This window comes from Streptomyces scopuliridis, assembly GCF_042790125.1.
Taxonomy (GTDB): Bacteria; Actinomycetota; Actinomycetes; order Streptomycetales; family Streptomycetaceae; genus Streptomyces; species Streptomyces scopuliridis_A.
Window position 1 is genome coordinate 22,710 of record NZ_JBHTZS010000006.1, and the last position, 20,551, is coordinate 43,260.

A 20,551-nucleotide genomic window follows, 5' to 3' on the forward strand; every position below is an offset into this window, starting at 1 on the left:
CGGCCGCGGGTCACTCCTCCCGGTGCAGCCGCCCCCGCGCCACCAGTTCGAGCACCACGCTCACCGCCACCGCCTGCACCGCCATCAGCGCCACCAGGACGAACAGTTGGACCGCCCCCGCCAGCACCGGTGACGCGCCGCCCAGCAACATGCCCACGAACGCGCCCGGCAGGGTCACGAGCCCCACCGTCCGCGTCTGGTCGAGCCCCGGCAGCAGCGCGTCCGCCGCGGCCGGTCTCGCCACCTCCATCCGGGCGTCACGGTCCGGCAGCCCGAGGGCGAGCCCCGCCTCGACCTCGCCCCGCCGCGTGTGCAGTTCGTCGAGCGCCCGCCGGCCGCCCAGCACCGTCGCGGTGAGCGCGCCGCCGATGAGGATGCCGGTGATGGGGATGATCGCGATGCCCTTGGCCGGCACGACCCCCGTGAGCAGCAGCGCGGCCATGACGGGCGCCACCCCCGCGCCGATCGGCACGGCCGCCCACCACCAGGTCCTGTTGCCGGTGACCCGGCGGCCGGCGGTCCGGACGGCGACGGCGTACATGAGGGCGACAAAGCCCAGCAGCGGCGGTACGGCGCCGACCACCCAGCCGATCAACAGGGAGACCGCGCCGAGCTGGACGGCGGCCCTGACCCCCGCGACGGCGATCTCGCGGGCGCGGCCCAGATGGGCGAGCGCGGCCACCGCCACGGCCACGATCAGCAGCGCGCCGAGTACGGCCCCGAACGTGATATCGACCCGCAGCAGCACGGGCCCACCCTATGCCGCGTCTCCCGAGGCCCCCGCCGTACCGGTGCTCCGCCGTACCGGCCCGCTCCGATCTCACCAACCTCGCCCGGATCGAACACAATTGCCCACCCCCCAGGAAGAGACGATTCTCCTGACCCCCTTGATGTGACGTGCTCATGTCGTCACCCTGTTACCTGAAGCCCACCTTCCGGAAACCCGGCACGACCACGATGGCCGCCGGGCCCACGGCCCCGCACGGTCCAGCCCCCCACGGCTTCACTCGCACCGCCCCGCACGGTCCCGTCAGGTCCCCCCACTCCAAGGGAGTTCACATGTCCGGTGTCTACGCGCGTCGAATGTCCCGTGCCGGCGTCCTCGCCGCCACGGCCGCCCTCGCCGCCGCCAGCACCCTGCTCACCGCGCCCACGGCGCAGGCCGCCATGCCCACCCCGGTCAGCGCCGCCACGGCGCGCAGCTACCTCAGCCAGCTGACCGTCCAGGCGGAAGGTTCCTCCAGCGGTTACAGCCGCGACCTGTTCCCGCACTGGATCACCCAGTCCGGCTCCTGCGACACCCGTGAGGTCGTGCTCAAGCGCGACGGTTCGAACGTCCAGCAGAACTCCAGCTGTGCCGCCACCAGCGGTACCTGGTACTCCGAGTACGACGGCGCCACCTGGAGCGCCGCGTCCGACGTGGACATCGACCACATGGTGCCGCTCTCCGAGGCCTGGAAGTCGGGCGCGAACAGCTGGTCCACGGCGCAGCGCCAGGCGTTCGCCAACGACCTGACCCGTCCGCAGCTCATCGCCGTCACGGACAACGTGAACCAGTCCAAGGGCGACAAGGACCCGGCGGCGTGGATGCCGCCGCGCGCCGCGTACAAGTGCACCTACGTCCGCGCCTGGGTGCAGGTGAAGTACTACTACAACCTGAAGGTCGACTCCGCCGAGAAGAGCGCGCTCCAGAGCACCCTGAACGGCTGCTGAGCAACCTCTTCCCCGGTCCCACGGTCCCTCTCGTCGGCTCCGTACGGTCGTTCCGTACCGTACGGGGCGACGGAGGAGGCTTTTATGACCCGGCTGCGCCTGGGACCACTGCTGCGCTACGTCGACGGGGACGGCGGCGGCACCGCGACCGTATGGGTCGAGGCCGACCGCCCGTCCACGGCGGAGGTCCGCTGCGAGGGCGGCGCGTACGGCACCTCGCGTACGTTCCACATCGCCGGCCACCACTACGCGCTGATCCCGGTGACCGGTCTGACCCCCGGCACCGACACCCCGTACGAAGTGCTGCTCGACGACCGCCGCGTCTGGCCGCCCGAGGACTCCCGGTTCCCGCCGAGCACGATCCGCACCCCGGCCGTGCCCGACCCCGGACTGCGGGTGTCCTTCGGCTCCTGCCGCTGGGCGTCACCGCCGCAGGACGAGCCCGACCCGATCGGACCGGACGCGCTGGACGCCCTGGCCACCCGGATCGCGGGCGATCCCGCCGCCGCGCGCCCCGACGTCCTGCTGCTCCTGGGCGACCAGGTGTACGCGGACGAGACCTCGAAGGCCACCCGGCGACGGCTGGCCGAACGCCGCGACCTGAGCGAGCCGCCGGGCGTGGAGGTCGCGGACTACGAGGAGTACACCCACCTCTACGACGAGTCCTGGAGCGACCCCGCCGTACGGTGGCTGCTCTCCACCGTCCCCAGTTGCATGATCTTCGACGATCACGATCTGATCGACGACTGGAACACCAGCGCCTCCTGGCTGGCCGACATGCGGACGAAGCCCTGGTGGCAGGAGCGGGTGCTCGGCGGCCTGATGTCGTACTGGGTCTATCAGCACCTGGGCAACCTCTCCCCCGGCGAACTGGCGGCGGACAAGCTGTACGCCGCGGTGCGCGCGGAGCCCGACGGCACGGAGCTGCTGCGGCGCTTCGCCGCCGAGGCCGACCGCGATCCGGCGTGCGCGCGCTGGAGTTACCGGCGCGACTTCGGGCGCACGCGGCTCCTGATGGTCGACTCCCGCGCCGCCCGCGTGCTGGCGGAGGGGGACCGCGCGATGCTGGACGACGCCGAGGCGCGCTGGGTACGCGACCAGGTACTGGACGGCCGGAGTACCGGCGATCCGTCCGGGCCCGGACCGTACGACCATCTCCTGATCGGCACCTCACTGCCCTGGCTGCTGCCACCGTTCATCCATGACGTGGAGTCCTGGGACTCCGCCCTCTGCGGCGGCGAACGCGGCCCCCGCTGGGCGCGGTTCGGCGAGCGGCTGCGCAGGGCCGCCGATCTGGAGCACTGGGCCGCCTTCCCGGACTCCTTCGAGGAGCTGACGGCGCTGATCGCGGAGGCGGGCAGCGGCCCCGACGCCCCGGCGACGGTGTGCGTCCTGTCCGGCGATGTGCATCACGCGTATGTGGCCGAGCCCTCCTGGACGGCGGGCGACGGCCCGGACGCGCGGATCACGCAGCTGACCTGCTCGCCCGTGCACAACTCCGTTCCCGGCTATATGAAGCTGGGCTTCCGCTTCGGCTGGAGCGGACTGGCCCGGCGGCTGGGGCATGCGCTGACCAGACATGGACGGATCACCCCGTCGTCCGTCAACTGGCGTAAAACGGGCGGTCCTTGGTTCGGTAATCAGCTGATGACCCTGACTCTGCGCGGCCGTTCCGCCGATCTGCGGCTGGAACAAGCCCGCGCACGGGGGCGCGCCCCGGAGGCCGGTCCGACGCCCGGCGCGGAGCTGGTGACCGTACAGGAACGGTCCCTGACGCCCTGACGGCGCCCCTGACCGGCCCGGCCGCGCTCCCGACGCCGGCTCCCGCGCCGCCGACAACGTTGCCGTGATCATTCCCACACGGCGTGATCCTTCACCCAAGGGTTCGAACTCGCCACGTACGAGCGGCATGATGAGCGGACTATTCGCTTCCAGCACCCCACCCGTCCCGGGAGTCACAGCTTTGTGCGATGTACGGCAGCCCCTGCCCCGCTCTCTCGCAGTCGTCGGCGCCGGCCCCCGTGGCACCTCGGTCCTCGAAAGACTCTGCGCGTCCGTGCCCGAACTGGCCCCGGACGTCCCCCTCACCGTGCATCTCATCGACCCCGCGCCGCCGGGCGCGGGGCTCGTCTGGCGCACCGACCAGCCCGCCGAGTTGCTGATGAACACCGTCGCCTCACAGGTGACCGTCTTCACCGACGACAGCGTCGAGTGCGAGGGCCCGATACGCCCGGGGCCGAGCCTGTACGAGTGGGCCGCCACCCGGCAGGACGAGCGGCTCGGACCCGACGACTACCCGAGCCGCGCCACCTATGGCCGGTATCTGGAATGGGCCTTCCGCAGAACGGTGGAGAACGCTCCGGAGACCGTGACGGTCATCGTGCACCGGGCCCGTGCGATCCGGCTCGATGACGACGCCGACAGCGTGGCTCTCGACCCGTCAGCCCCACCCGCCTCAGCCGGTTCACCCCAAACACCCGCTAGCTCCCCCGCGCACCGCCCCACCCAGACGCTCTTCCTCGACGATGGCACGACGATTTCCGGCCTCAGCGCCGTGGTGCTCGCACAGGGCCATCTACCGGTGGTTTCCGGCCAGACCCAGGCGGCCCTCGCGGAGTACGCGGTCCGCCACCGGCTCCGCTATCTGCGGCCCGCCAACCCCGCCGACGCCGATCTCTCGGCGGTGGCGCCGGGCGAACCGGTTCTGCTGCGCGGACTCGGGCTGAACTTCTTCGACCACATGGCGCTGCTGACGGCGGGCAGGGGCGGCCTCTTCACGCGCGACGCCGACGGCGTTGTCGTATACCACCCGTCGGGGCGTGAGCCGCAGTTGTACGCGGGGTCGCGGCGCGGCGTCCCGTACCAGGCGCGCGGGGACAACGCGAAGGGACCCTCCGGGCGGCACCGCCCGCTGCTGCTGACCCAGGACGTGATCGCGGTGTTCCGCAAGCGCGCGGACGAGGGCGACCCGCCGGACTTCCTCCAGGAGATATGGCCGCTGGTCGCCAAGGAGGTGGAGGCGGTCTTCTACGGGACGACGCTCCGCGCGACGGATTCATGGGAACGCGTCCTCGACCGGTTCCTCACCGCACCCCACGGCAGCCCGCAGGAGGCCGCCGTCCTCGACGAGGCCGGGATCGCGCCCGCCGACCGCTGGTCCTGGGACCGGATCTCGCGCCCGTACGACGGCGTGACCTTCCGCGACCCCGCCGATCACCGCGCCTGGCTCCTCGCCCATCTGCGCGAGGACGCGGCCCAGGCGGCGCTCGGCAATGTCGCGGGCCCGGTCAAGGCGGCCCTGGACGTGCTGCGTGACCTCCGTAATGAGGTGCGGCAGATCGTGGACCACTCCGGCCTCTCCGGCACCTCCCGGCGCGACCATCTCGACCGCTGGTACACGCCTTTGAACGCTTTCCTCTCCATCGGACCGCCGCGCCGCCGTATCGAGGAGATGGCCGCCCTGATCGAGGCGGGGGTGCTGGATGTGATCGGCCCGCGGACGACCGTACGGACCAGGGACGGCAGGTTCACCGCCGAGTCCCCCGACGTCCCGGGGTCGCTGATCCACGCCACGACGCTCGTGGAAGCCCGGCTTCCGGAGCCGGATCTCAGGCGCAGCTGCGATCCGCTGCTCTCGCGGCTCCTGAAGACCGGTCAGTGCCGGCCGCACCAGGTCGGCGGTTACGAAACCGGTGGGCTGGACGTAACGCGCCGTCCATACCGCCTGATAGACCGTCGGGGGGAAGCCCACCCGCGGAGGTTCGCTCTCGGGGTGCCCACGGAAGGAGTCCATTGGGTAACGGCGGCGGGCGCGCGCCCCGGCGTCGACTCGGTGATGCTCTCGGACTCCGACGCGGTGGCGCGTGCCACCCTGCGGACACCTGACATCCGGCGGCCCGGATACGCGACGCGAATTGATCCCCCACTGAATGTTGAACTTGCAAGCATTGATTAGGCATCCATAACCTGAGGCAGGAACTTCTCATCGGTCCAGACCAATGATCGAAGGAGTACAACCCCCCATGTACACACGCCTCAATCGCGCCCAGCCCTACGTACTCGGCCTGTTCCGTGTGGTCGTCGGGCTCCTCTTCGCCTGCCACGGCGCGGCCTCGCTCTTCGGGTACTTCGCCAAGGACACCGTCTCCACCGGCGCCTGGCCCGGCTGGTACGCGGCCGTCATCCAGCTCGTGGGCGGGGCCCTCGTACTGCTCGGCCTCGGCACCCGGGTGGCGGCGCTGCTGGCCTCCGGCTCCATGGCGTACGCGTACTTCAACGTGCACCAGGGCGATGGTCTCTTCCCCATAGAGAACAACGGCGAACCGGCGGCCATGTTCTGCTGGGCGTTCCTGCTGATCGTCTTCACCGGGCCAGGGGCGTTCGCCCTGGACCAGCTGTTCGGAGCGCGCGGCTCCGGGGGCGGGTCCGGGGAGGAGAGGCGGGATCAACGCACGGCCGTGGCCGCCTGATCCGACCTCGGGTGCCCGGATCCCGCCCCCGCGGGGTCCGGGCACCGTCAGGCCGGGCCCCGCCCGGTCTCCCGCTCCCGTACACGCGTACGCTGGCAGGCCGCAGCCGCCACTGCCGCTCCCCCTGCGACATCGAGGCGCTGTCAACGGGACCGGGCGGGAAGTGACGTAGGTGCTGGAGAGTGTGGGGTCGCTGACGGGCAGCCCATGGATCTACGCCGTCGTGGCCCTCTCCGTACTGCTCGACGTATTCCTTCCGGTGCTGCCCAGCGGCGTTCTGGTGATCACGGCCGCCACCGCGGCCGCGGCCGGTACGACCACGGTGGCGGGCGCGACCGGCAAGGTGGCACAGGTGCCGGACGAAGTGCCCTCGCTGCTTCTGCTGATGCTCTGCGCGTTCAGCGCGTCCGTACTCGGCGATCTGGTCGCCTTCCGGCTCGCCCGGCGCGGCGGAGACCGCCTCGGCCGGGCCATCGCCCGCTCCCGCCGTCTGACCACCGCGCAGGAACGTCTCGGCGGGGCGCTCAGCGGGGGCGGCGGAATCCTGGTCGTCATCGCCCGGTTCGCACCGGCCGGACGCTCGGTGGTCTCCCTGGGCGCGGGCGCGGCCCACCGCAAGGTGAAGGAGTTCCTGCCCTGGTCGGCGCTGGCGGCCGTCGCGTGGACGGGCTACAGCGCGGGCCTCGGCTACTACGGCGGCCGGTGGCTCGGGACGACCTGGATCGGCGTGGGCGTGTCCGTACTGGCCCTGTTCGCGGCGGGCGCGCTCGCCGCGTACGTCATACGCCGCCCGAGCGCGGCACCGGCGACCGCCTGACACCCGCACCGGCCCCCGCGCCCGACTCCTGGTGGTGGCGCAAACCCTCGTGCGATGCTGACGGGGTGACGCTATCGGACCTGGTCCGGCTCCGCCGGGCCCGCGACCAGATGGACCGCGACTACGCGGAGCCGCTCGATGTCCCCGCGCTGGCACGCGCGGCCCATATGTCGTCCGGCCACTTCTCCCGCAGCTTCCGCGCCGCGTTCGGGGAGACGCCGTACAGCTATCTGATGACCCGCAGGATCGAGCGGGCCAAGGCCCTGCTGCGGCGCGGCGACCTGTCGGTGACAGAGGTCTGCTTCGCGGTCGGGTGCACGTCGCTGGGGTCGTTCAGCTCGCGGTTCACCGAGCTGGTGGGCGAGAGCCCGAGCGCGTACCGCGCCCGCCCCCATGACGGGAGCGCGGCCATCCCGCCCTGCGTCGCCAAGATCTTCACGCGACCGGTCAGGAACGCGGACCCGGTCAGGAAAGCGGCCCCCGATCGGAACCGGGGAGGCGAGCGGACCGGGGAGGCGAAGCCCGCGGCTCACCCGTAGCGTGACCGCATGGACATCAGACTTTCGCAGTGCTTCATCGCCGTCGACGACCACGACAAGGCACTCGCCTTCTACCGGGACGTGCTCGGTTTCGAGGTGCGCAACGACGTCGGGTTCGAGGGGATGCGCTGGGTGACGGTGGGCTCGCCGTCGCAGCCCGACGTGGAGATCGTGCTGGAACCCCCCGCGGCGAACCCGAACGCCTCGCCGGCCGACAAGCAGGCCATGGCGGAGCTGCTGGCCAAGGGCATGCTGCGCGGCGTGATCTTCAGGACCGACGACTGCGACGCCACCTTCGAACGTATCCGGGCCTCGGGCGCGGAGGTGCTGCAGGAGCCGGTCGACCAGCCGTACGGCGTGCGCGACTGCGCGTTCCGCGATCCCGCGGGCAACATGCTGCGCTTCAACCAGCCCCGCGGCACGTAGGACCGCGTCAGCCCGCCCCCACCCGCCCCCGGACCTCGATGTCCCGGAGGAGCTTCGCGGTCGACTCCGCGATCTCGGCGACGGCCTGGTCGAAGACCTCGCGATTGTGCGCGGCGGGCGCACGGAAACCGGAGACCTTGCGTACGTACTGGAGGGCGGCGGCGCGGATCTCCTCCTCGGTGGCCTCTTCGGGGAGTACGGGCGGGCGGAGGGTCTTGATACTGCGGCACATGGTTCCAGTGTGGCCGATGCGGTGCGCGCCCGTCAGGCCCCGGGCCGGGCGGGCCTGACCTCGTCCGGCACGGCCTGGTCAGAACGGAATCGTGCCGCTCCCCGAGACCCGCACCCGGCCGCTGCCGATGGCCGTGTGCGTGGCCACGACGGCGCCTTCCTGGCCGTCGGGGAACCGGATGCGTACGTCTCCGCTGTCCAGCGCCGCTCGCAGGGCCTCCCCCGCGTCCGCGGTCTGTACGCTGCCGCCCCACTGGCGCACCTCGCCCGTCAGGCTCGCGCTCAGCGTGGCCTCGACCGCGATCTCCGCGTCACCGGCGACGAGCGTCGCGGGCCCCTGGTAGTTGCTCATGGCCCCAGTGTGCGCACATGGACGCCGGTCTCTCACCCTGAGCTCCACCGGAAGACCTAGCTGACGACAGGGCTGCGGCGCTCGATGAGCTGTACGTCCCGCCAGACCCCGTGATGTCGGCCGACGCGCTCGCGGGTGCCGATGATCCGGAACCCCGCGCGCTCGTGCAGCGCCAGACTCCCGGTGTTCTCGGGGAAGATGCCGGCCTGGATGGTCCAGATCCCGGCCGCCTCGGTCGAGGCGATCAGCGCGTCGAGCAGCGAGCGCGCCACCCCCTGGCCACGGGCCTCGGGGCGGACATAGATGGAATGCTCGACGACCCCGGCGTAGGCGGACCGCCCGGACACCGTGGCGACGGCGACCCAGCCCAGCACCCGTTCGCCGTCCGGCGCCAGCGCCACGAAACGGTGTTCGGGCAGCTTTCCCGCGTCGAACGCGTCCCAGGAGGGGGCGGCCGTCTCGAAGGTCGCGTTGCCCTCGTCGATGCCCGCCTGGTAGATCGCCAGGACCTGAGCGGCGTGCGCGGCGGTCAGCGGCCGTACGAGAACTCCGGCTCTCGTACTCACGCGACGGCCCGCTTCGGCGGCTGGCACATGGCGATCGGACCCTTCGTCCGCGTTCGTCCTGACCGGCCGGAGCCGGTGACGTGATCACTGGTGGGCGCGGACGGTTTCGAACCGCCGACATCTGCTTTGTAAGAGCATCCCTCAAATACCCCCGGACTCTCCGAGAACACCCGAGGAGATCCGAGACTAAGCAGCGATCATACATTGCCACCCAATCGGGAACCTTCGAGGGATTCCGAGATGATCCGAGCGGGATTTGTGGACTCCTCGTGGATTCACGCTGTATCCCGCTCCCGAACGACTCGGAGTCCACTTCCACCACTGAGCGCCATCCGCACGTTCTCCCGAGCGTCCTCGCTCTCATGCGTATAGACCCACGTCACCCGGCCGCCGCGCTCCTGCCCCAGCACCGACTGCGTGTCCTTCTCCGAAACACCCGCATGGTGCAGCACTGACGTCACCCGGTGCCGGTACTCGTAGATCCGCGGCCACCACTCGGTGTGCCCGGTCTCCGGATTGACAACCTGCCGCGCCACCCCAGCCTGCTGGATAGCCGTACGCCACGGGCGCTTCGACATGTTGTTGGCATTCAGCGCGCCTCCGCGGGGACCTCGGAACACCAGCTCCTCCACGTGCAGATCGAGACCGTCACCGATACGGGATCGGGTGGCGTGCGGCTGCCACTTCTCCTTCATGAACTGGATCGCTCCGACGGCCGTCGCCGTCAGCGGCACCGTACGAAAACCCGCCTTGGTCTTGGGGGCCGCCTGACGGCGGAGTCTGCCGCCGTCGAGCACGAGGATCTCCTTGATGTGCACGACCATCTCTTCCTCGTCCACGCAGTGGAGCCGCAGGCCGGCGTACTCACCTGGCCTCATGCCCGTCTCGTGGGCGAACTCCTTCAGGATGACCTGGTAGTACGCGGGCAACGCTGCGTGAATGAGCGCGTACTGGGCTTCCGTCGGGGGCTTGAGGTCGTCGGGGTGCTTTTCCACCCGCGGTGTGGTGATTTCCAGGTGGAGGGCCGGATTAACTGAGATCCGCTCTCCGTCCTTGATCGCGGCGTCGAGCAGGGCCGTGAGGAGTTCCTTGCATCTCTTCTGGCTCTCGTGCCCCTTCACCTCCCAGCTGAGCCACCGCTGGAGTTCCATGTACTCCAGGTCGATGAGGCGGTACGCCCCCCACTTCCCGGAGATGTGCGTCTTCCACAAGCCGAGTTTCCGGTTCCGTGTGGTCACGTGCCCTTTCTTCTTCTGAACCTCCCACCATTCGCCCCACCACTCGGCGAGTGTGATCTTTCCGCGCTTGGGGTCCCTGTAGGTGCGGTCCCGAACGGCGGTCCTGATCTTGTCGAGGAAGGCGTCCGCGTCGGCCTTCTTCTGGAAGTTGCGGGCCTTCTGCTTACCAGTCGGGTCCCGGAACCGAGCCTGCCACGATCCGACGCAGTCCCGTCGGCTCTTCCGCTCGCCGTGTTCGGCCGGCGGATACTTCTCGATACACGGGGCGCAGCCACATGTTTTGCTACGCATCTGCCGTGGGTTGTTGGTCGCTCTACGCGCCACGGTTCACCACCTGATCACTCCTTCGCTGCTCAGGTACGCGGGGCAGCAATTCGATGGGCTGCCCGCAGTAGCAGACTGCACCGAACTGAGGCTGTGGCACGGCGAGTTCGGCGAGAACGGCTCGAACGGCGGTTTCACGGCGGCCTGGTGGAACGCTCTCGGGAATGGTGATCAACCGAGTGCTGGGGTCCCACAGATCGGCCGGAAGCGGATCGAATGCAACGCGAACACACATGGCAGTACCCCCGTAGAGCGCAGGCGGTTGGTAATCCGCGGCCTCGAACGGGGGAGGTTCGGCCGTGTGACCGACCGTACATCCCTACAGTGCTTTTTGCGACCAGAAGACGGAAGTTGACGATCCGTTATGTACGCAGAGTGAAAGAGCCTTGCAGGTATGACCTATGAGCGGCCGGAATGGTTGCGCTCAACGATCGCCCGCATCTGGATCTCCTGGAGCTCCTGCTGATCCTCGGTCAGCTCCCCGAAGAGGGCGAGCAGCCGCTCCTTGGCATCGGCACTCAGGGGGCCCGGCACCTCACGTGAGGCCGCAGCGAAGATGCGCTCCTCGGAGAACTTCGGGAACGCCGCATGGAGTGCGCGCAGTTTGTCCTTGTTGGGGCCCCGCTTGCCAGCACGTTTGCGGTTGACCCAGTTGTTCACGGTGGAGACGTGCACGCCGATGCGACTCGCGATCTCTGGCTCCTTGACGTCGTACTCCGACTTCAGGGCCACCAAGAGCTGCGCGAGGTCTTCCGTGGGGGTTTCCTCGACGTTTTCCACGGGCTCCAGACTGCCTGCCCGCTTCTACTTTTTGCAAGCGAAAGTAGAAGCATGGCGAGATCTAGTGCAGCGCGTAACCTCCCCGCAACGCACCGTAGATCAAGTCCAGAGGCATAATTCGATCGCATATTCGATTACTGGATCACGACGCTACCAGATCTCGGAAGACCTCGGGGGAACCCTTGACGGACGTTCGCCTTCGAATGTAGAAATGTCGAAGACGCAGCAAGTGGGCGTCACACACACCACCGAACAGCATGGGGTCCGCATGCCGAAGGTCTTCCGCAAGGGCGACGGCCAGCCACTACGCGACGAGATGGAGCGACAGGGGCTGTCCGGCCCGGAACTCGCAGACAAGACGAAGCGGGTCGACCCGGAAGGACGCGGCGTCAGCGCGGCAACCATCGGCCGAGTGGCTGGCAAGGGGCGCACCGCGCGGGACCGCTGCGAGTTGAGCACCGCATGGCTCATCACCGAGGGGCTCGACGCCCGGATCCACCGGCTGTTCCGCATGCCCTCACGTTCGACTATGACAATCGAAAGGTCAAGGTCTGATGCCGAAGAAGAGTGACCGCCTCACCGGCCTCCCGGCCGGTCTGATCCCGCTCCTCACCCAGCGGCAGCTGGAGACGCGTTACGGCGTCTCCGACTGGCAGGTCCTGAAGTGGATCAAGGCCGGGATGCCTGTCGAGCCGTTCGCCGGCCGTCAGAAGCGCTTCGACCTGGCGAAGGTCGAGCGGTGGATGGCGGAGCAGGACGAGGCCGCTTCGGCGGAGCCTCCGGCGCTGGTCGCTGCGGGCGCCTGACTCGCCTCATGAAGCGGGGCCGCCCGGACCGGGCCTGGTCCATGGCAGCCCCTCGGCACACCTCAACCACTGAGAAAGAAGAGGTCACCGTGACCACAGAGATTACTGCTCCGGCTCAGCCGGACATCGGCACCATCCGGCGCAACGGCTACATGGCGGCGCTGGCGCTGGTCGAACGCATCACCAGTGAGGCCAACGCGATCCCGACCAGCGCGCAGGTTCTGGTGCAGCCGTGGGCGCCGCGTTCCCCGGAGGTGCGGTTCTACTTCCACGACGACCGGGAGGGGTTGGAGGAGTTCACGGTCCAGTTCGGGTTGGACGTGGCGGAGACGGTCCGTGAGGACGGGTCGGTGTACGTGCAGGCCCGGCGGATGTTCGGCGACGTCGTGGTGGCGGCTTGGTTCTTGTCGGCTGCTGGTGTTGCGGCGGTGGCGGCGTGAACGCCACGAGGGTGTTGGCTGCTGCGGGTGTGGTGCATGCCGCGATGGAGCAGGGGCGTCGGACGGCGGCGGGTATTGCTGCGGCTCTGGAGGCTGCGGGTCTGTTGATGTCGCCGGAGAAGGCGGCCGAGCTGACCGCGCTGCAGGCCCGGGTCGCCGAGGCGGTGCCCACGGTTGCGCGCTTGGAGCAGAAGCGCGTTGAGCTGGAGCGCATCGCGAACGCCGAGCGGGCCCGGGTCGCCGAGCTGGAGGCCGAGCGGTCCGAGCTGAACGAGATGGTCCGCGCCGTCAACGCGAAGGCTGTTGACGCCTTCGCCCGGGTCGCCGAGCTGGAGGCCGCGCCGCTGATGGTGCACCGCGCGTCGCACGACTCGATCGTCATGGGTCGGTACACCACGGCCGCCGAGGCCCGGAAGCACTGCGAGAGCGTGCTGCGCCACGAGTACGACGCGAGCACGAAGGTGTCGCTCTGGTGGCGCGAAGACGAGGACACCGTCGACCAGCCCGAGGACGGCGAGGCCGAACTGTTCGCGCACGTCACCCCGGCCGGCATGTCCCCCGGGCGCACGTGGCGCACGGGCTACGTCGTGACGCCGCTGGAGGTCGCCTCCGAGTGCGACCCGGATGCGGAGGAGTGATGGACACCGTGCTGCTCATCATCGCCGCCGCCTGCCTCGCGTGGGGCCTCGGCTGCACCCTCCTCGTCGCGATCGTCGACGAGCACCACCCCATCGACCGCCTGCGCCAGGTCTGGCGCCACCTCGGAGGTATCCCCCGTGGCTGACGACCGCACGCCCATCACCGGGCCCATCCCCATCTCGATCAACCTCACCCCCACCGCTGTCATCCTCGACATGCACGCCCTCACCGCGCTGGTCGTCGGAGACGTCCTGGATCTCCTCCTCGACCCGGCCGACACCACCGCGTGGGACCAGCTGCACGACCTGGCCGACACCACCGCCGCGCCGGCCCCGGAGGGACGCCTGCCGTACGAGGAGCTGGTGGCCGCGCTGGCCGAGCGCTCCTCGTCGCGAGTGCCGCTGTACGGGCACAGGGCGCGGGAGTTGGCGGAGCGTCTGCTGCGGGCGTCGGGGCCGCGTCCGGTTCCGGCGCAGCAGGATCGGCGGACCGCATGAGCGCCCGCGAGAGGCTGCACTCCGATCTCCTCACCACTCCCATGGCCGCCCTGCTCCCGCACCCCGAGGGGTGGGCCAGCAGCCGGATCGAGCGGTACCGGGACGAGGTCCGCGCCGAGGTGCTCCGCGAGGCCGCCGACGCGATCGCGATGGACCGGGACGCCAGCCTCCCCAGCGGCGGGCGTGGCGCGTGGCGACGGGGCATGACCCGCGCCATCGACCTGCTGCACCGCATGGCCGGTGGTCTTGCAACCCCGGTGGAGAAGGCCAGCGCCCCGGCGCCGACGGCCACTCCCGTCCAGTCCGACGTACTCGACGGCGAGATCCAGTTCGTCGGATACGACCCCACCACCCTCACCGGCTGGAACGTCATCGAGCTGGCCCCGGACTACTACGGCCACGTCTTCATGCAGATCGACGGCTGGCTCCCCGAGGGCCACCCCACCGACTGCGGGCCCGTAGGCACCGCGCAGATGACGTACGCCCACCTCCACGGCCACGCCATCCCCCGCGACCTCAACGTCCAGGTGGAGACCAAGGGCTACGGCGGGCCCCGCCGGTTCATGAAGATCCAGTGGCGGAAGGACAGCACCCCGAGTCTGGCGGCCACTCCCCAGCCCGAGCGGGGCCGCGCACGCCTTGATGCCACATCTGCGGCCAACGCGGAAGCCACCCACTGGCGGCGCCTTGGAGTCGAGCCGCCTGCCCAATCCGGCGAATGGGCTCCCGCCGCAGCACTCCGCGACCGGCTCGCCGACCTCCTCACCCACATCCGCCGCCACCCCGGCCGCACCTGGACCACCGAGGACGTACGGAAGTTCTACCTCTCCCAGGCCCCCAAGCGCGCCACCTGCCGCCGCGACCTCACGGCCCTGCGCGCCATGGGCTGGCTCGTCGAGTACGACGAGCCCGGTCGCCGCTTCTACCGCCTCAACACCCGGAAGGACGGCGCCTCATGACGACCGTCGCGCAGGCCGGGGCGAGCACCGCCCCGGCCGCCGGCCGCCGGGTCACACCCACCGGCCGACTCATCCTCCCCGCCGACGCTGACCGCGCCGACTGGCTCACCGCCCGACGCCAGGGCCTCGGCTCCTCCGACATGGCCGCCGTCCTCGGCATCAGCCGCTACGGCAACGCCCTGTCCGTCTACCACGACAAGACCGGCGGGCTCCCGCTGGAATCCGACGACAGCGAACCCGCCTTGTGGGGTCGGATCGACGAGGAGGGCATCGCCCGCGAGTGGGCCCGCCGCAACCGGTCCGTCGTATGGCGCGTCGGGCTCGTCGCGAACGTGGACCGGCCGTGGCAGATGTGCACGCTGGACCGCCGCGTCCTCGAATGCCCGCTGGCCATCGAGCGCGAGCGGTGCGCGGTGGAGATCAAGTGTCGCGACAAGATGAAGGCGGGGCAATTCCGTAAGGGCGTCGCGGACGATGTCCTCGCGCAGGTCCTGTGGCAGGCCGACGTCTGCGGGTTCGACCACATCCACGTTGCGGTGCGGCTGGGCGGCAACGACTACCGCCAGTTCGTCGTACGGGTCGCCGATCACGCCGACCTCATTGCGGACCTGCGCGCCACCGGGGCCCGCGCCTGGCAGCAGATCATCGACCGGCGCCCGCCCGTCCTCGACGCCGACGCGGACCCGGACGTCCTCCTCGACCTGTACGACCGGCTCCACCCGGAGCGCGCCGGGGTCGTGGACATCACCCGGGACATCGACACACAGGACGCGGTCGCCGACTACCTCGACGCCCACAACGACTACGTCGCTGCGGAGAAGCGGAAGAAGGCGGCGAAGGCCCGCATCCTCGCCGGTCTCGGCGCCGCTGAGGCCGCCACGGTCCTGGACCGCGTCCACGTCTCGCTCGATGAGCGCTCCAAGCAGTGGACCGACACCGCACGGCTCGCCGAGCGCTGGCCCGAGGCGTACGCGGACTGCGTCGAGGACCGCACGTACCGCCAGATCAGCATCCCCCGCACTGTCCGTGAGGAGCACAACGCATGAGCGCCCCCACGCTGGCCGAACGCGCGGCAGCTGCCGCCGGCCGCACCGACACCACCGGCCCGGCCCCCGAGCCGACGGCCGCCTACACCTCCGAGCCGCTTACCGACCCGGGCATTCCCGAGCCCGGCCCGGACGGACCCGAGCAGGTCCCCGTCCACGTCGCCTGGTCCCGCGTCATGGGCACGGTCCGCGGCGTCAGCAAGGGCGGCTGGTACGGCAAGCCCGGCGAGCGCGGCAGCTACCAGTTCCGCGGTGTCGACGCCGCCCTCAACGCCTTCGGCCCGGCCTGCCGCCTTCACGGCGTGCTCGTCCTGCCGGTGAAGACAGAGGCCGCGTACCGGGACGTGAAGACGAGCACGGGCAAGAACTCCCGCGAGTGCACCGTCACCGTCACGTACCGGATCATCGGCCCGGCCGGAGACTTCATCGAGGTCCAGTCCGTGGGCGAGTCGATGGACTCCGCCGACAAGGGAACCGCCAAGGCCTTGTCCACCTCGCTGCGGTCGCTGCTGTTCCTCGGCGGGCTGGTGCCGACCGGCGACGCGGACCCGGACTCGGTGAACGTCGAGCGTGGTGAGGCGCCCGTCCGCCCAGCCGTCCAGTACCTCGACGAGATCACGCACCCGCAGACCAGCGCCGGGCGCCTCCGCCAGATCCACTACGAGCTGAAGCAGACCGGCCAGTTGGGCGCGCTGCTGACGAACGAGGTTGGCGACGAGGAGCGGGCGGGCGACATGGTCGTCCGTATCGGCAAGGAGCGCGCTGCCGGGGGTGGCCAGTGAGCTGGCACCTCGGCCGTATGACCGGCTTCGACCTGGAGACCACCGGGCCCGACCCGCTGACCGCCCGCATCGTCACCGCGTGCATCGTCCAGTGCGGTGGCGGCGCACCGGTGGACTCCGCGACGTGGCTGAGCGACGTCGACGGCGAGGAGATCCCCGCGGAGGCCGCCGGCATTCACGGGGTGACCACCGACCGAGCCCGTACGGAGGGCGCGCCGCTCGCGCAGGTCGTCGCCGAGCTGCTCGCCGGACTCGGCCAGGCCATCACCGCAGGCATCCCGATCGTCGCGATGAACGCGCGCTACGACCTCACGCTGCTGGACCGCGAGGCCGAGCGGTACAGCCTCGATCCGCTGCCCACCGGCCCGGTGGTGGACCCATTCGTCATCGACAAGGCCGTCGACAAGTACCGCCGCGGCAGCAGGAAGCTCACAGCCCTCTGCGAGCACTACAAGGTCCCAATCGGCGACGCCCACCAGGCCGACGCCGACGCGATCGCCGCGTGCCGCGTCGCCTGGCGACAGGCCACCCAGTACGAGCAGGTGGCCCGAATGACGCTGTCCGAGCTGCACCACGCGCAGGTCGCATGGGCCGCCGAACAGGCCGCGTCCCTTCAGGAGTACTTCCGGCGGAAAGACCCGACGGCGGTCGTCGAGGGCGCGTGGCCGCTGATCCCTCGCCAGCAGGGCGGTGCCTGATGCCGTGGATCTCCCGTGGCCGCCTGGCCGCCATGCGCACCCGGATCGAGCAGCTGGCCGAGCAGCGCGACGAAGCCCGTACAGACGCCGCCGCGCACCTCGGCGCCGCCAAACGCACCGCCGTCCGCAACCAGCACCTCACCGAGCAGCTCCAGGACGTGCGCGCCGAGGACCTCGGCGACAGCATCGCGGACGCCATCGGCTACGAGCGGCGCATCGTCCGCCTGACGCGCGCGGTCGCCCGCCTGTCCGCTGCGCTCACCACGCAGACGCGCCGCGCGGACCGGCTCCAGCAGCGCCTCGACGACGCCGTCGGCATCACCTCGCCGGCCGTCGACTCGGGCGACCTGTGGCAGCAGCGGCGCAGCGACAAGCCGCTCCCGGGCCCGAGCGGAGTGAAGCTGTGACGACACTCTTCAACCCCGCGCCCGTCCTCCCCGCCCCGGCTTCGGCCGGGGCGGGCCCCCGCCCCCTCGTCATCGGCCTCGACCCGTCCCTCACCTCCTGCGGCATCGCCGGAGCAGACTGGGCCGACGCCCTCCGCCCCCGCAAAACCCACAACCGCGGCCACCTCCGCCTCTCCTGGCTCCGCAGCGAGATCGCCGACCGCACCCGCGCGGCGGACCTCGTCGTCATCGAGGGACCGTCGTACGGGCACGGCGCGATGGCCGGACACCACGAGATGGCCGGCCTGTGGTGGCTCATCGCCCACGACCTGTGGCGCCGCGAGATTCCGTACGCGGTGTGCCCGCCGTCGCAGCGCGCCATGTACGCCACCGGCAAGGGCAACGCCTCGAAGGGCATGGTCCGCGACGGCGTACGGACCCTTTTCGGAATCGAGTGCGACGGACCCGGCCGCTACGACAAAGCCGACGCCGCGAGCATGGCGCACCTCGGCCTGCACTGGCTCGGCTACCCCACTACCGACCTGCCGCCCACGCACACGCGGGCGTTGGACGGCGTGGCGTGGCCGGAGCAGACCCCGGTGGTGGCCCGGTGAAGATCCGCGCCGACATCGCCGACCTCCTGCACCAGGGCGTCCCCGTCTACCGCATCGCCGCCCAGCTCCACGTCGGCACCAAGACCGTCACCACCACCCGCGACGCACTCGGAATCGCCCCGCTCTGCGGCACCCAGCGCCTCGACCCGGCACAGCAGTTCTACGCCCGCACCGCCCCCGACGGCGATGGTCACCTCCGCTGGACCGGGTACGTCAACGCCGGAACTCCCTCGCTGACCGTCCGCAACCAGCGCGTCAGTGCCGCGGTGATGGCGTTCCGGCTCCAGTACGACCGGGACCCGGTCGGGAACGTACGGCCGGGCTGCGGCTACGACGGCTGTGTGGCGCCCGCGCATGTGGAGGACCGGCCGATGCGCGAGCAGTACGCCGCGATCTTCGGGGAGGTGACCCGGTGATCTTCCGACACGACAGCGATGTCGACTTCACCGACCTGTTCTGCGGACTCGGCGGATTCGGACGCGGTCTCAGCGAGGCCGGCATGCGCCTACGCCTGGCTATGAACCACAACCGCGTCCAGGTCGACGCACACCGCGCCAACCACCCGCACGCCGAACACCTCACCGAGGACATCAACGCCTTCGACAAACGGTCGCTGCCTCGCACCCGCGTCCTGTCCGGCTCCCCGATCTGCACCGAGATCGCCCCGGCCGGCGGCCGGAAGCGGACATACGGACAGACGTGCATCGTCGGCCCGGACGGCGAGAAGGTCCGCGTCGACGAGTACGGCAACCCGATCCAGCCCGGATTCGAGCGGACCAGGGCGACCGCGCTCGACATCATCGCCGCGACCGAGGTTCACCGGTACGACGCGGTCATCTGCGAGAACGTCCCGGAGTTCTTCATCGACTGGGAGCTCTTCGACTGGTGGCTCGGCGGCTTCAAGATCCTCGGCTACAACCACCAGATCGTGTGCGCCTCCAGCGCGCACCTCGGCGGGGAAGACAACGAGCTCGCGCCGCAGCACCGCAACCGCGGGTACGTCGTCTTCACCCGCGAGGGCATCCCGCTCCCCGACCTGGAGGTCCGGCCCGCCGCACTCTGCCCGGAGTGCGGGCCTGTGCAGGCACGGCAGGTGTGGCGCAATCCGCGCCGCCGCAAGATGGGCAGTTGGGGCGTCCAGTACGACTACCGCTGCCCCAACCGCCAGTGCGGACACCTCATCCTCGACCCGACCGTACGGCCCATCGGTGACGTCATCGACTGGTCTCTGGACGGCACGCGCATCGGGGACGGTCGCCCAGACCGGAAGAAGTTCACCCCGTACGCCGCATCCACCAGGGCCCGCGTCGCGGCCGGCCTCGACCAGTTCGGGTACGCGCCGCACGTCACGATGCTCCGGCGCAACACCACGGCGGTCGCCGCCACAGGTCCCGTACCGGCGGTCTCCGCACAGGGCAGGCATCACGCGCTCATCGTGCCCAACGGCCGCAAGGGCGCCGTCCGTACGACCGCGGAGCCGCTCACGACCATCGCGTGCAAGCCGCACCACAGCCTGGTGCGTCCAGCGCCGGAGGTCGATGACTGCACGCTACGGATGCTGAACCCGCGCGAGCTGGCGAGCGCGCAGCGGTTCCCGGCGGACTACGTCCTCCCGGACGCCAGTCAGGAGCAGCAGATCCTCGGCATCGGCAACGCAGTGTCGGTCAACGCGGCTCATTGGATCGGCGAGCGCGTCATGGCGGTGCTGCCATGACGAACCGCGCACACAACATTCCGAGGCCCGCGTGGATGGCCGACGCGCTCTGTGCCGAGACCGACCCCGACCTGTTCCACCCCGAGAAGGGCGTCACCAGCGCACCCGCCCGCAACATCTGCATGGGCTGCCCCGTCCGTACCGACTGTCTGGCTCATGCGCTCTCTGTGCCCGAGACGCAGGGCGTGTGGGGCGGCATGTCGGCGCGGCAACGGGGCCAGCTCCGCCGCAAGACCGCAGACGCCGCAGACGTCGCGGACGAGAAGGACGCGGCATGACGCGCCGACCACGCCCGCAGCCGCCCCCGGGTGGGCTCCTCGACTGGGGCGATTCCTCGCACTGGGACAGCAGGGGACCGCGGCCGTGCCGGTACTGCGGCGGTCCGACCCAACTCCGTGACTCGAAGCGGTCCCCGGCGCACAAGACATGCGCGGAGGCCGCCCTCCAGCAGCAGGCCGCCGAAGCGGCCGACGCCTACCAGAACGGACAACTCTGATGGACCACACGATTCCTGT

29 protein-coding genes are annotated in these 20,551 nt (G+C 70.4%); 23 read left to right on the forward strand and 6 right to left on the reverse strand.

The features are described from left to right. Positions 1-10: 10 nt before the first annotated feature. Positions 11-748, reverse strand: a complete 738-nt coding sequence (locus ACFRKB_RS11105; protein WP_383105164.1) for an ABC transporter permease — start codon at positions 746-748, stop codon at positions 11-13. 311 nt (positions 749-1,059) lie between these two features. Here ACFRKB_RS11105 and ACFRKB_RS11110 point away from each other — a divergent pair, with 311 nt between their 5' ends. The 7 genes from ACFRKB_RS11110 (at position 1,060) to ACFRKB_RS11140 (ending at position 7,964) form a co-directional block, all read left to right on the forward strand. Further along, on the forward strand, positions 1,060-1,713 hold the full coding sequence (locus ACFRKB_RS11110; RefSeq protein WP_383105165.1) for an HNH endonuclease family protein: 654 nt from the start codon (positions 1,060-1,062) through the stop codon (positions 1,711-1,713). 84 nt (positions 1,714-1,797) lie between these two features. Further along, a complete protein-coding gene (locus ACFRKB_RS11115) occupies positions 1,798-3,495 on the forward strand; it encodes an alkaline phosphatase D family protein (RefSeq protein WP_383105166.1) in 1,698 nt (565 codons plus the stop codon). A gap of 130 nt (positions 3,496-3,625) precedes the next feature. Then, a complete protein-coding gene (locus tag ACFRKB_RS11120; protein ID WP_383105168.1) occupies positions 3,626-5,668 on the forward strand; it encodes an FAD/NAD(P)-binding protein in 2,043 nt (680 codons plus the stop codon). 67 nt (positions 5,669-5,735) lie between these two features. After that, positions 5,736-6,182, forward strand: a complete 447-nt coding sequence (locus ACFRKB_RS11125; RefSeq protein ID WP_365970997.1) for a DoxX family protein — start codon at positions 5,736-5,738, stop codon at positions 6,180-6,182. A gap of 172 nt (positions 6,183-6,354) precedes the next feature. After that, positions 6,355-6,999 (forward strand): DedA family protein, encoded by a 645-nt coding sequence (locus ACFRKB_RS11130; RefSeq protein WP_383105169.1) that lies wholly within the window; start codon positions 6,355-6,357, stop codon positions 6,997-6,999. A gap of 65 nt (positions 7,000-7,064) precedes the next feature. Next, positions 7,065-7,538: a helix-turn-helix domain-containing protein gene (locus tag ACFRKB_RS11135; RefSeq protein ID WP_383105170.1), complete on the forward strand. Its 474-nt coding sequence runs from the start codon at positions 7,065-7,067 to the stop codon at positions 7,536-7,538. 9 nt (positions 7,539-7,547) lie between these two features. Beyond that, positions 7,548-7,964: a VOC family protein gene (locus tag ACFRKB_RS11140; protein ID WP_383105172.1), complete on the forward strand. Its 417-nt coding sequence runs from the start codon at positions 7,548-7,550 to the stop codon at positions 7,962-7,964. Between the two features lie 7 nt (positions 7,965-7,971). Here the strand turns inward: ACFRKB_RS11140 and ACFRKB_RS11145 are convergent, their stop codons facing one another. The 5 genes from ACFRKB_RS11145 to ACFRKB_RS11165 form a co-directional block, all read right to left on the reverse strand. Beyond that, complete coding sequence (locus ACFRKB_RS11145) at positions 7,972-8,196, reverse strand: DUF2277 domain-containing protein (protein WP_383105173.1); 225 nt, start codon at positions 8,194-8,196, stop codon at positions 7,972-7,974. 78 nt (positions 8,197-8,274) lie between these two features. Beyond that, positions 8,275-8,547 carry a DUF4873 domain-containing protein gene (locus ACFRKB_RS11150; protein ID WP_383105174.1) on the reverse strand — a complete coding sequence of 91 codons (273 nt, stop codon included), beginning with the start codon at positions 8,545-8,547 and terminating at the stop codon, positions 8,275-8,277. A gap of 56 nt (positions 8,548-8,603) precedes the next feature. Next, entirely contained in the window at positions 8,604-9,113 is a 510-nt protein-coding gene (locus ACFRKB_RS11155) for a GNAT family N-acetyltransferase (RefSeq protein WP_383105175.1), read from the reverse strand. 275 nt (positions 9,114-9,388) lie between these two features. Continuing rightward, positions 9,389-10,642: a tyrosine-type recombinase/integrase gene (locus tag ACFRKB_RS11160; protein ID WP_383105177.1), complete on the reverse strand. Its 1,254-nt coding sequence runs from the start codon at positions 10,640-10,642 to the stop codon at positions 9,389-9,391. 432 nt (positions 10,643-11,074) lie between these two features. Further along, entirely contained in the window at positions 11,075-11,455 is a 381-nt protein-coding gene (locus tag ACFRKB_RS11165; RefSeq protein ID WP_383105178.1) for a helix-turn-helix domain-containing protein, read from the reverse strand. Positions 11,456-11,666: 211 nt separating this feature from the next. Here ACFRKB_RS11165 and ACFRKB_RS11170 point away from each other — a divergent pair, with 211 nt between their 5' ends. The 16 genes from ACFRKB_RS11170 (at position 11,667) to ACFRKB_RS11245 (ending at position 20,532) form a co-directional block, all read left to right on the forward strand. Next, entirely contained in the window at positions 11,667-12,026 is a 360-nt protein-coding gene (locus ACFRKB_RS11170; protein WP_383105180.1) for an XRE family transcriptional regulator, read from the forward strand. Beyond that, entirely contained in the window at positions 12,010-12,261 is a 252-nt protein-coding gene (locus ACFRKB_RS11175; protein WP_383105181.1) for a hypothetical protein, read from the forward strand. The genes ACFRKB_RS11170 and ACFRKB_RS11175 overlap by 17 nt, the downstream gene beginning before the upstream one ends. An 89-nt stretch (positions 12,262-12,350) precedes the next feature. Further along, a complete protein-coding gene (locus ACFRKB_RS11180; RefSeq protein ID WP_383105182.1) occupies positions 12,351-12,701 on the forward strand; it encodes a hypothetical protein in 351 nt (116 codons plus the stop codon). Then, positions 12,698-13,339, forward strand: coding sequence for a hypothetical protein (locus ACFRKB_RS11185; RefSeq protein ID WP_383105184.1), 642 nt, complete (start codon positions 12,698-12,700; stop codon positions 13,337-13,339). The genes ACFRKB_RS11180 and ACFRKB_RS11185 overlap by 4 nt, the downstream gene beginning before the upstream one ends. Positions 13,340-13,347: 8 nt before the next feature. Then, positions 13,348-13,485: a hypothetical protein gene (locus ACFRKB_RS11190; RefSeq protein ID WP_383105186.1), complete on the forward strand. Its 138-nt coding sequence runs from the start codon at positions 13,348-13,350 to the stop codon at positions 13,483-13,485. After that, positions 13,478-13,837: a hypothetical protein gene (locus tag ACFRKB_RS11195; RefSeq protein WP_383105187.1), complete on the forward strand. Its 360-nt coding sequence runs from the start codon at positions 13,478-13,480 to the stop codon at positions 13,835-13,837. Before ACFRKB_RS11190 ends, ACFRKB_RS11195 begins: the two co-directional genes overlap by 8 nt. Then, positions 13,834-14,796: a hypothetical protein gene (locus tag ACFRKB_RS11200; RefSeq protein ID WP_383105189.1), complete on the forward strand. Its 963-nt coding sequence runs from the start codon at positions 13,834-13,836 to the stop codon at positions 14,794-14,796. The genes ACFRKB_RS11195 and ACFRKB_RS11200 overlap by 4 nt, the downstream gene beginning before the upstream one ends. After that, entirely contained in the window at positions 14,793-15,842 is a 1,050-nt protein-coding gene (locus tag ACFRKB_RS11205; protein ID WP_383105190.1) for a YqaJ viral recombinase family nuclease, read from the forward strand. The genes ACFRKB_RS11200 and ACFRKB_RS11205 overlap by 4 nt, the downstream gene beginning before the upstream one ends. After that, complete coding sequence (locus ACFRKB_RS11210) at positions 15,839-16,624, forward strand: hypothetical protein (RefSeq protein ID WP_383105191.1); 786 nt, start codon at positions 15,839-15,841, stop codon at positions 16,622-16,624. Before ACFRKB_RS11205 ends, ACFRKB_RS11210 begins: the two co-directional genes overlap by 4 nt. Further along, positions 16,621-17,322 (forward strand): 3'-5' exonuclease, encoded by a 702-nt coding sequence (locus tag ACFRKB_RS11215; RefSeq protein ID WP_383105193.1) that lies wholly within the window; start codon positions 16,621-16,623, stop codon positions 17,320-17,322. Before ACFRKB_RS11210 ends, ACFRKB_RS11215 begins: the two co-directional genes overlap by 4 nt. After that, positions 17,322-17,729 (forward strand): hypothetical protein, encoded by a 408-nt coding sequence (locus ACFRKB_RS11220; RefSeq protein ID WP_383105195.1) that lies wholly within the window; start codon positions 17,322-17,324, stop codon positions 17,727-17,729. Before ACFRKB_RS11215 ends, ACFRKB_RS11220 begins: the two co-directional genes overlap by 1 nt. Beyond that, positions 17,726-18,322 carry a hypothetical protein gene (locus tag ACFRKB_RS11225; RefSeq protein WP_383105196.1) on the forward strand — a complete coding sequence of 199 codons (597 nt, stop codon included), beginning with the start codon at positions 17,726-17,728 and terminating at the stop codon, positions 18,320-18,322. Before ACFRKB_RS11220 ends, ACFRKB_RS11225 begins: the two co-directional genes overlap by 4 nt. After that, positions 18,319-18,738, forward strand: a complete 420-nt coding sequence (locus ACFRKB_RS11230; protein WP_383105197.1) for a hypothetical protein — start codon at positions 18,319-18,321, stop codon at positions 18,736-18,738. Before ACFRKB_RS11225 ends, ACFRKB_RS11230 begins: the two co-directional genes overlap by 4 nt. After that, positions 18,735-20,036: a DNA cytosine methyltransferase gene (locus ACFRKB_RS11235; protein WP_383105199.1), complete on the forward strand. Its 1,302-nt coding sequence runs from the start codon at positions 18,735-18,737 to the stop codon at positions 20,034-20,036. Before ACFRKB_RS11230 ends, ACFRKB_RS11235 begins: the two co-directional genes overlap by 4 nt. Next, positions 20,033-20,314, forward strand: coding sequence for a WhiB family transcriptional regulator (locus ACFRKB_RS11240; protein ID WP_383105201.1), 282 nt, complete (start codon positions 20,033-20,035; stop codon positions 20,312-20,314). The genes ACFRKB_RS11235 and ACFRKB_RS11240 overlap by 4 nt, the downstream gene beginning before the upstream one ends. After that, positions 20,311-20,532 carry a hypothetical protein gene (locus ACFRKB_RS11245; RefSeq protein WP_383105202.1) on the forward strand — a complete coding sequence of 74 codons (222 nt, stop codon included), beginning with the start codon at positions 20,311-20,313 and terminating at the stop codon, positions 20,530-20,532. Before ACFRKB_RS11240 ends, ACFRKB_RS11245 begins: the two co-directional genes overlap by 4 nt. Positions 20,533-20,551 lie beyond the last annotated feature (19 nt).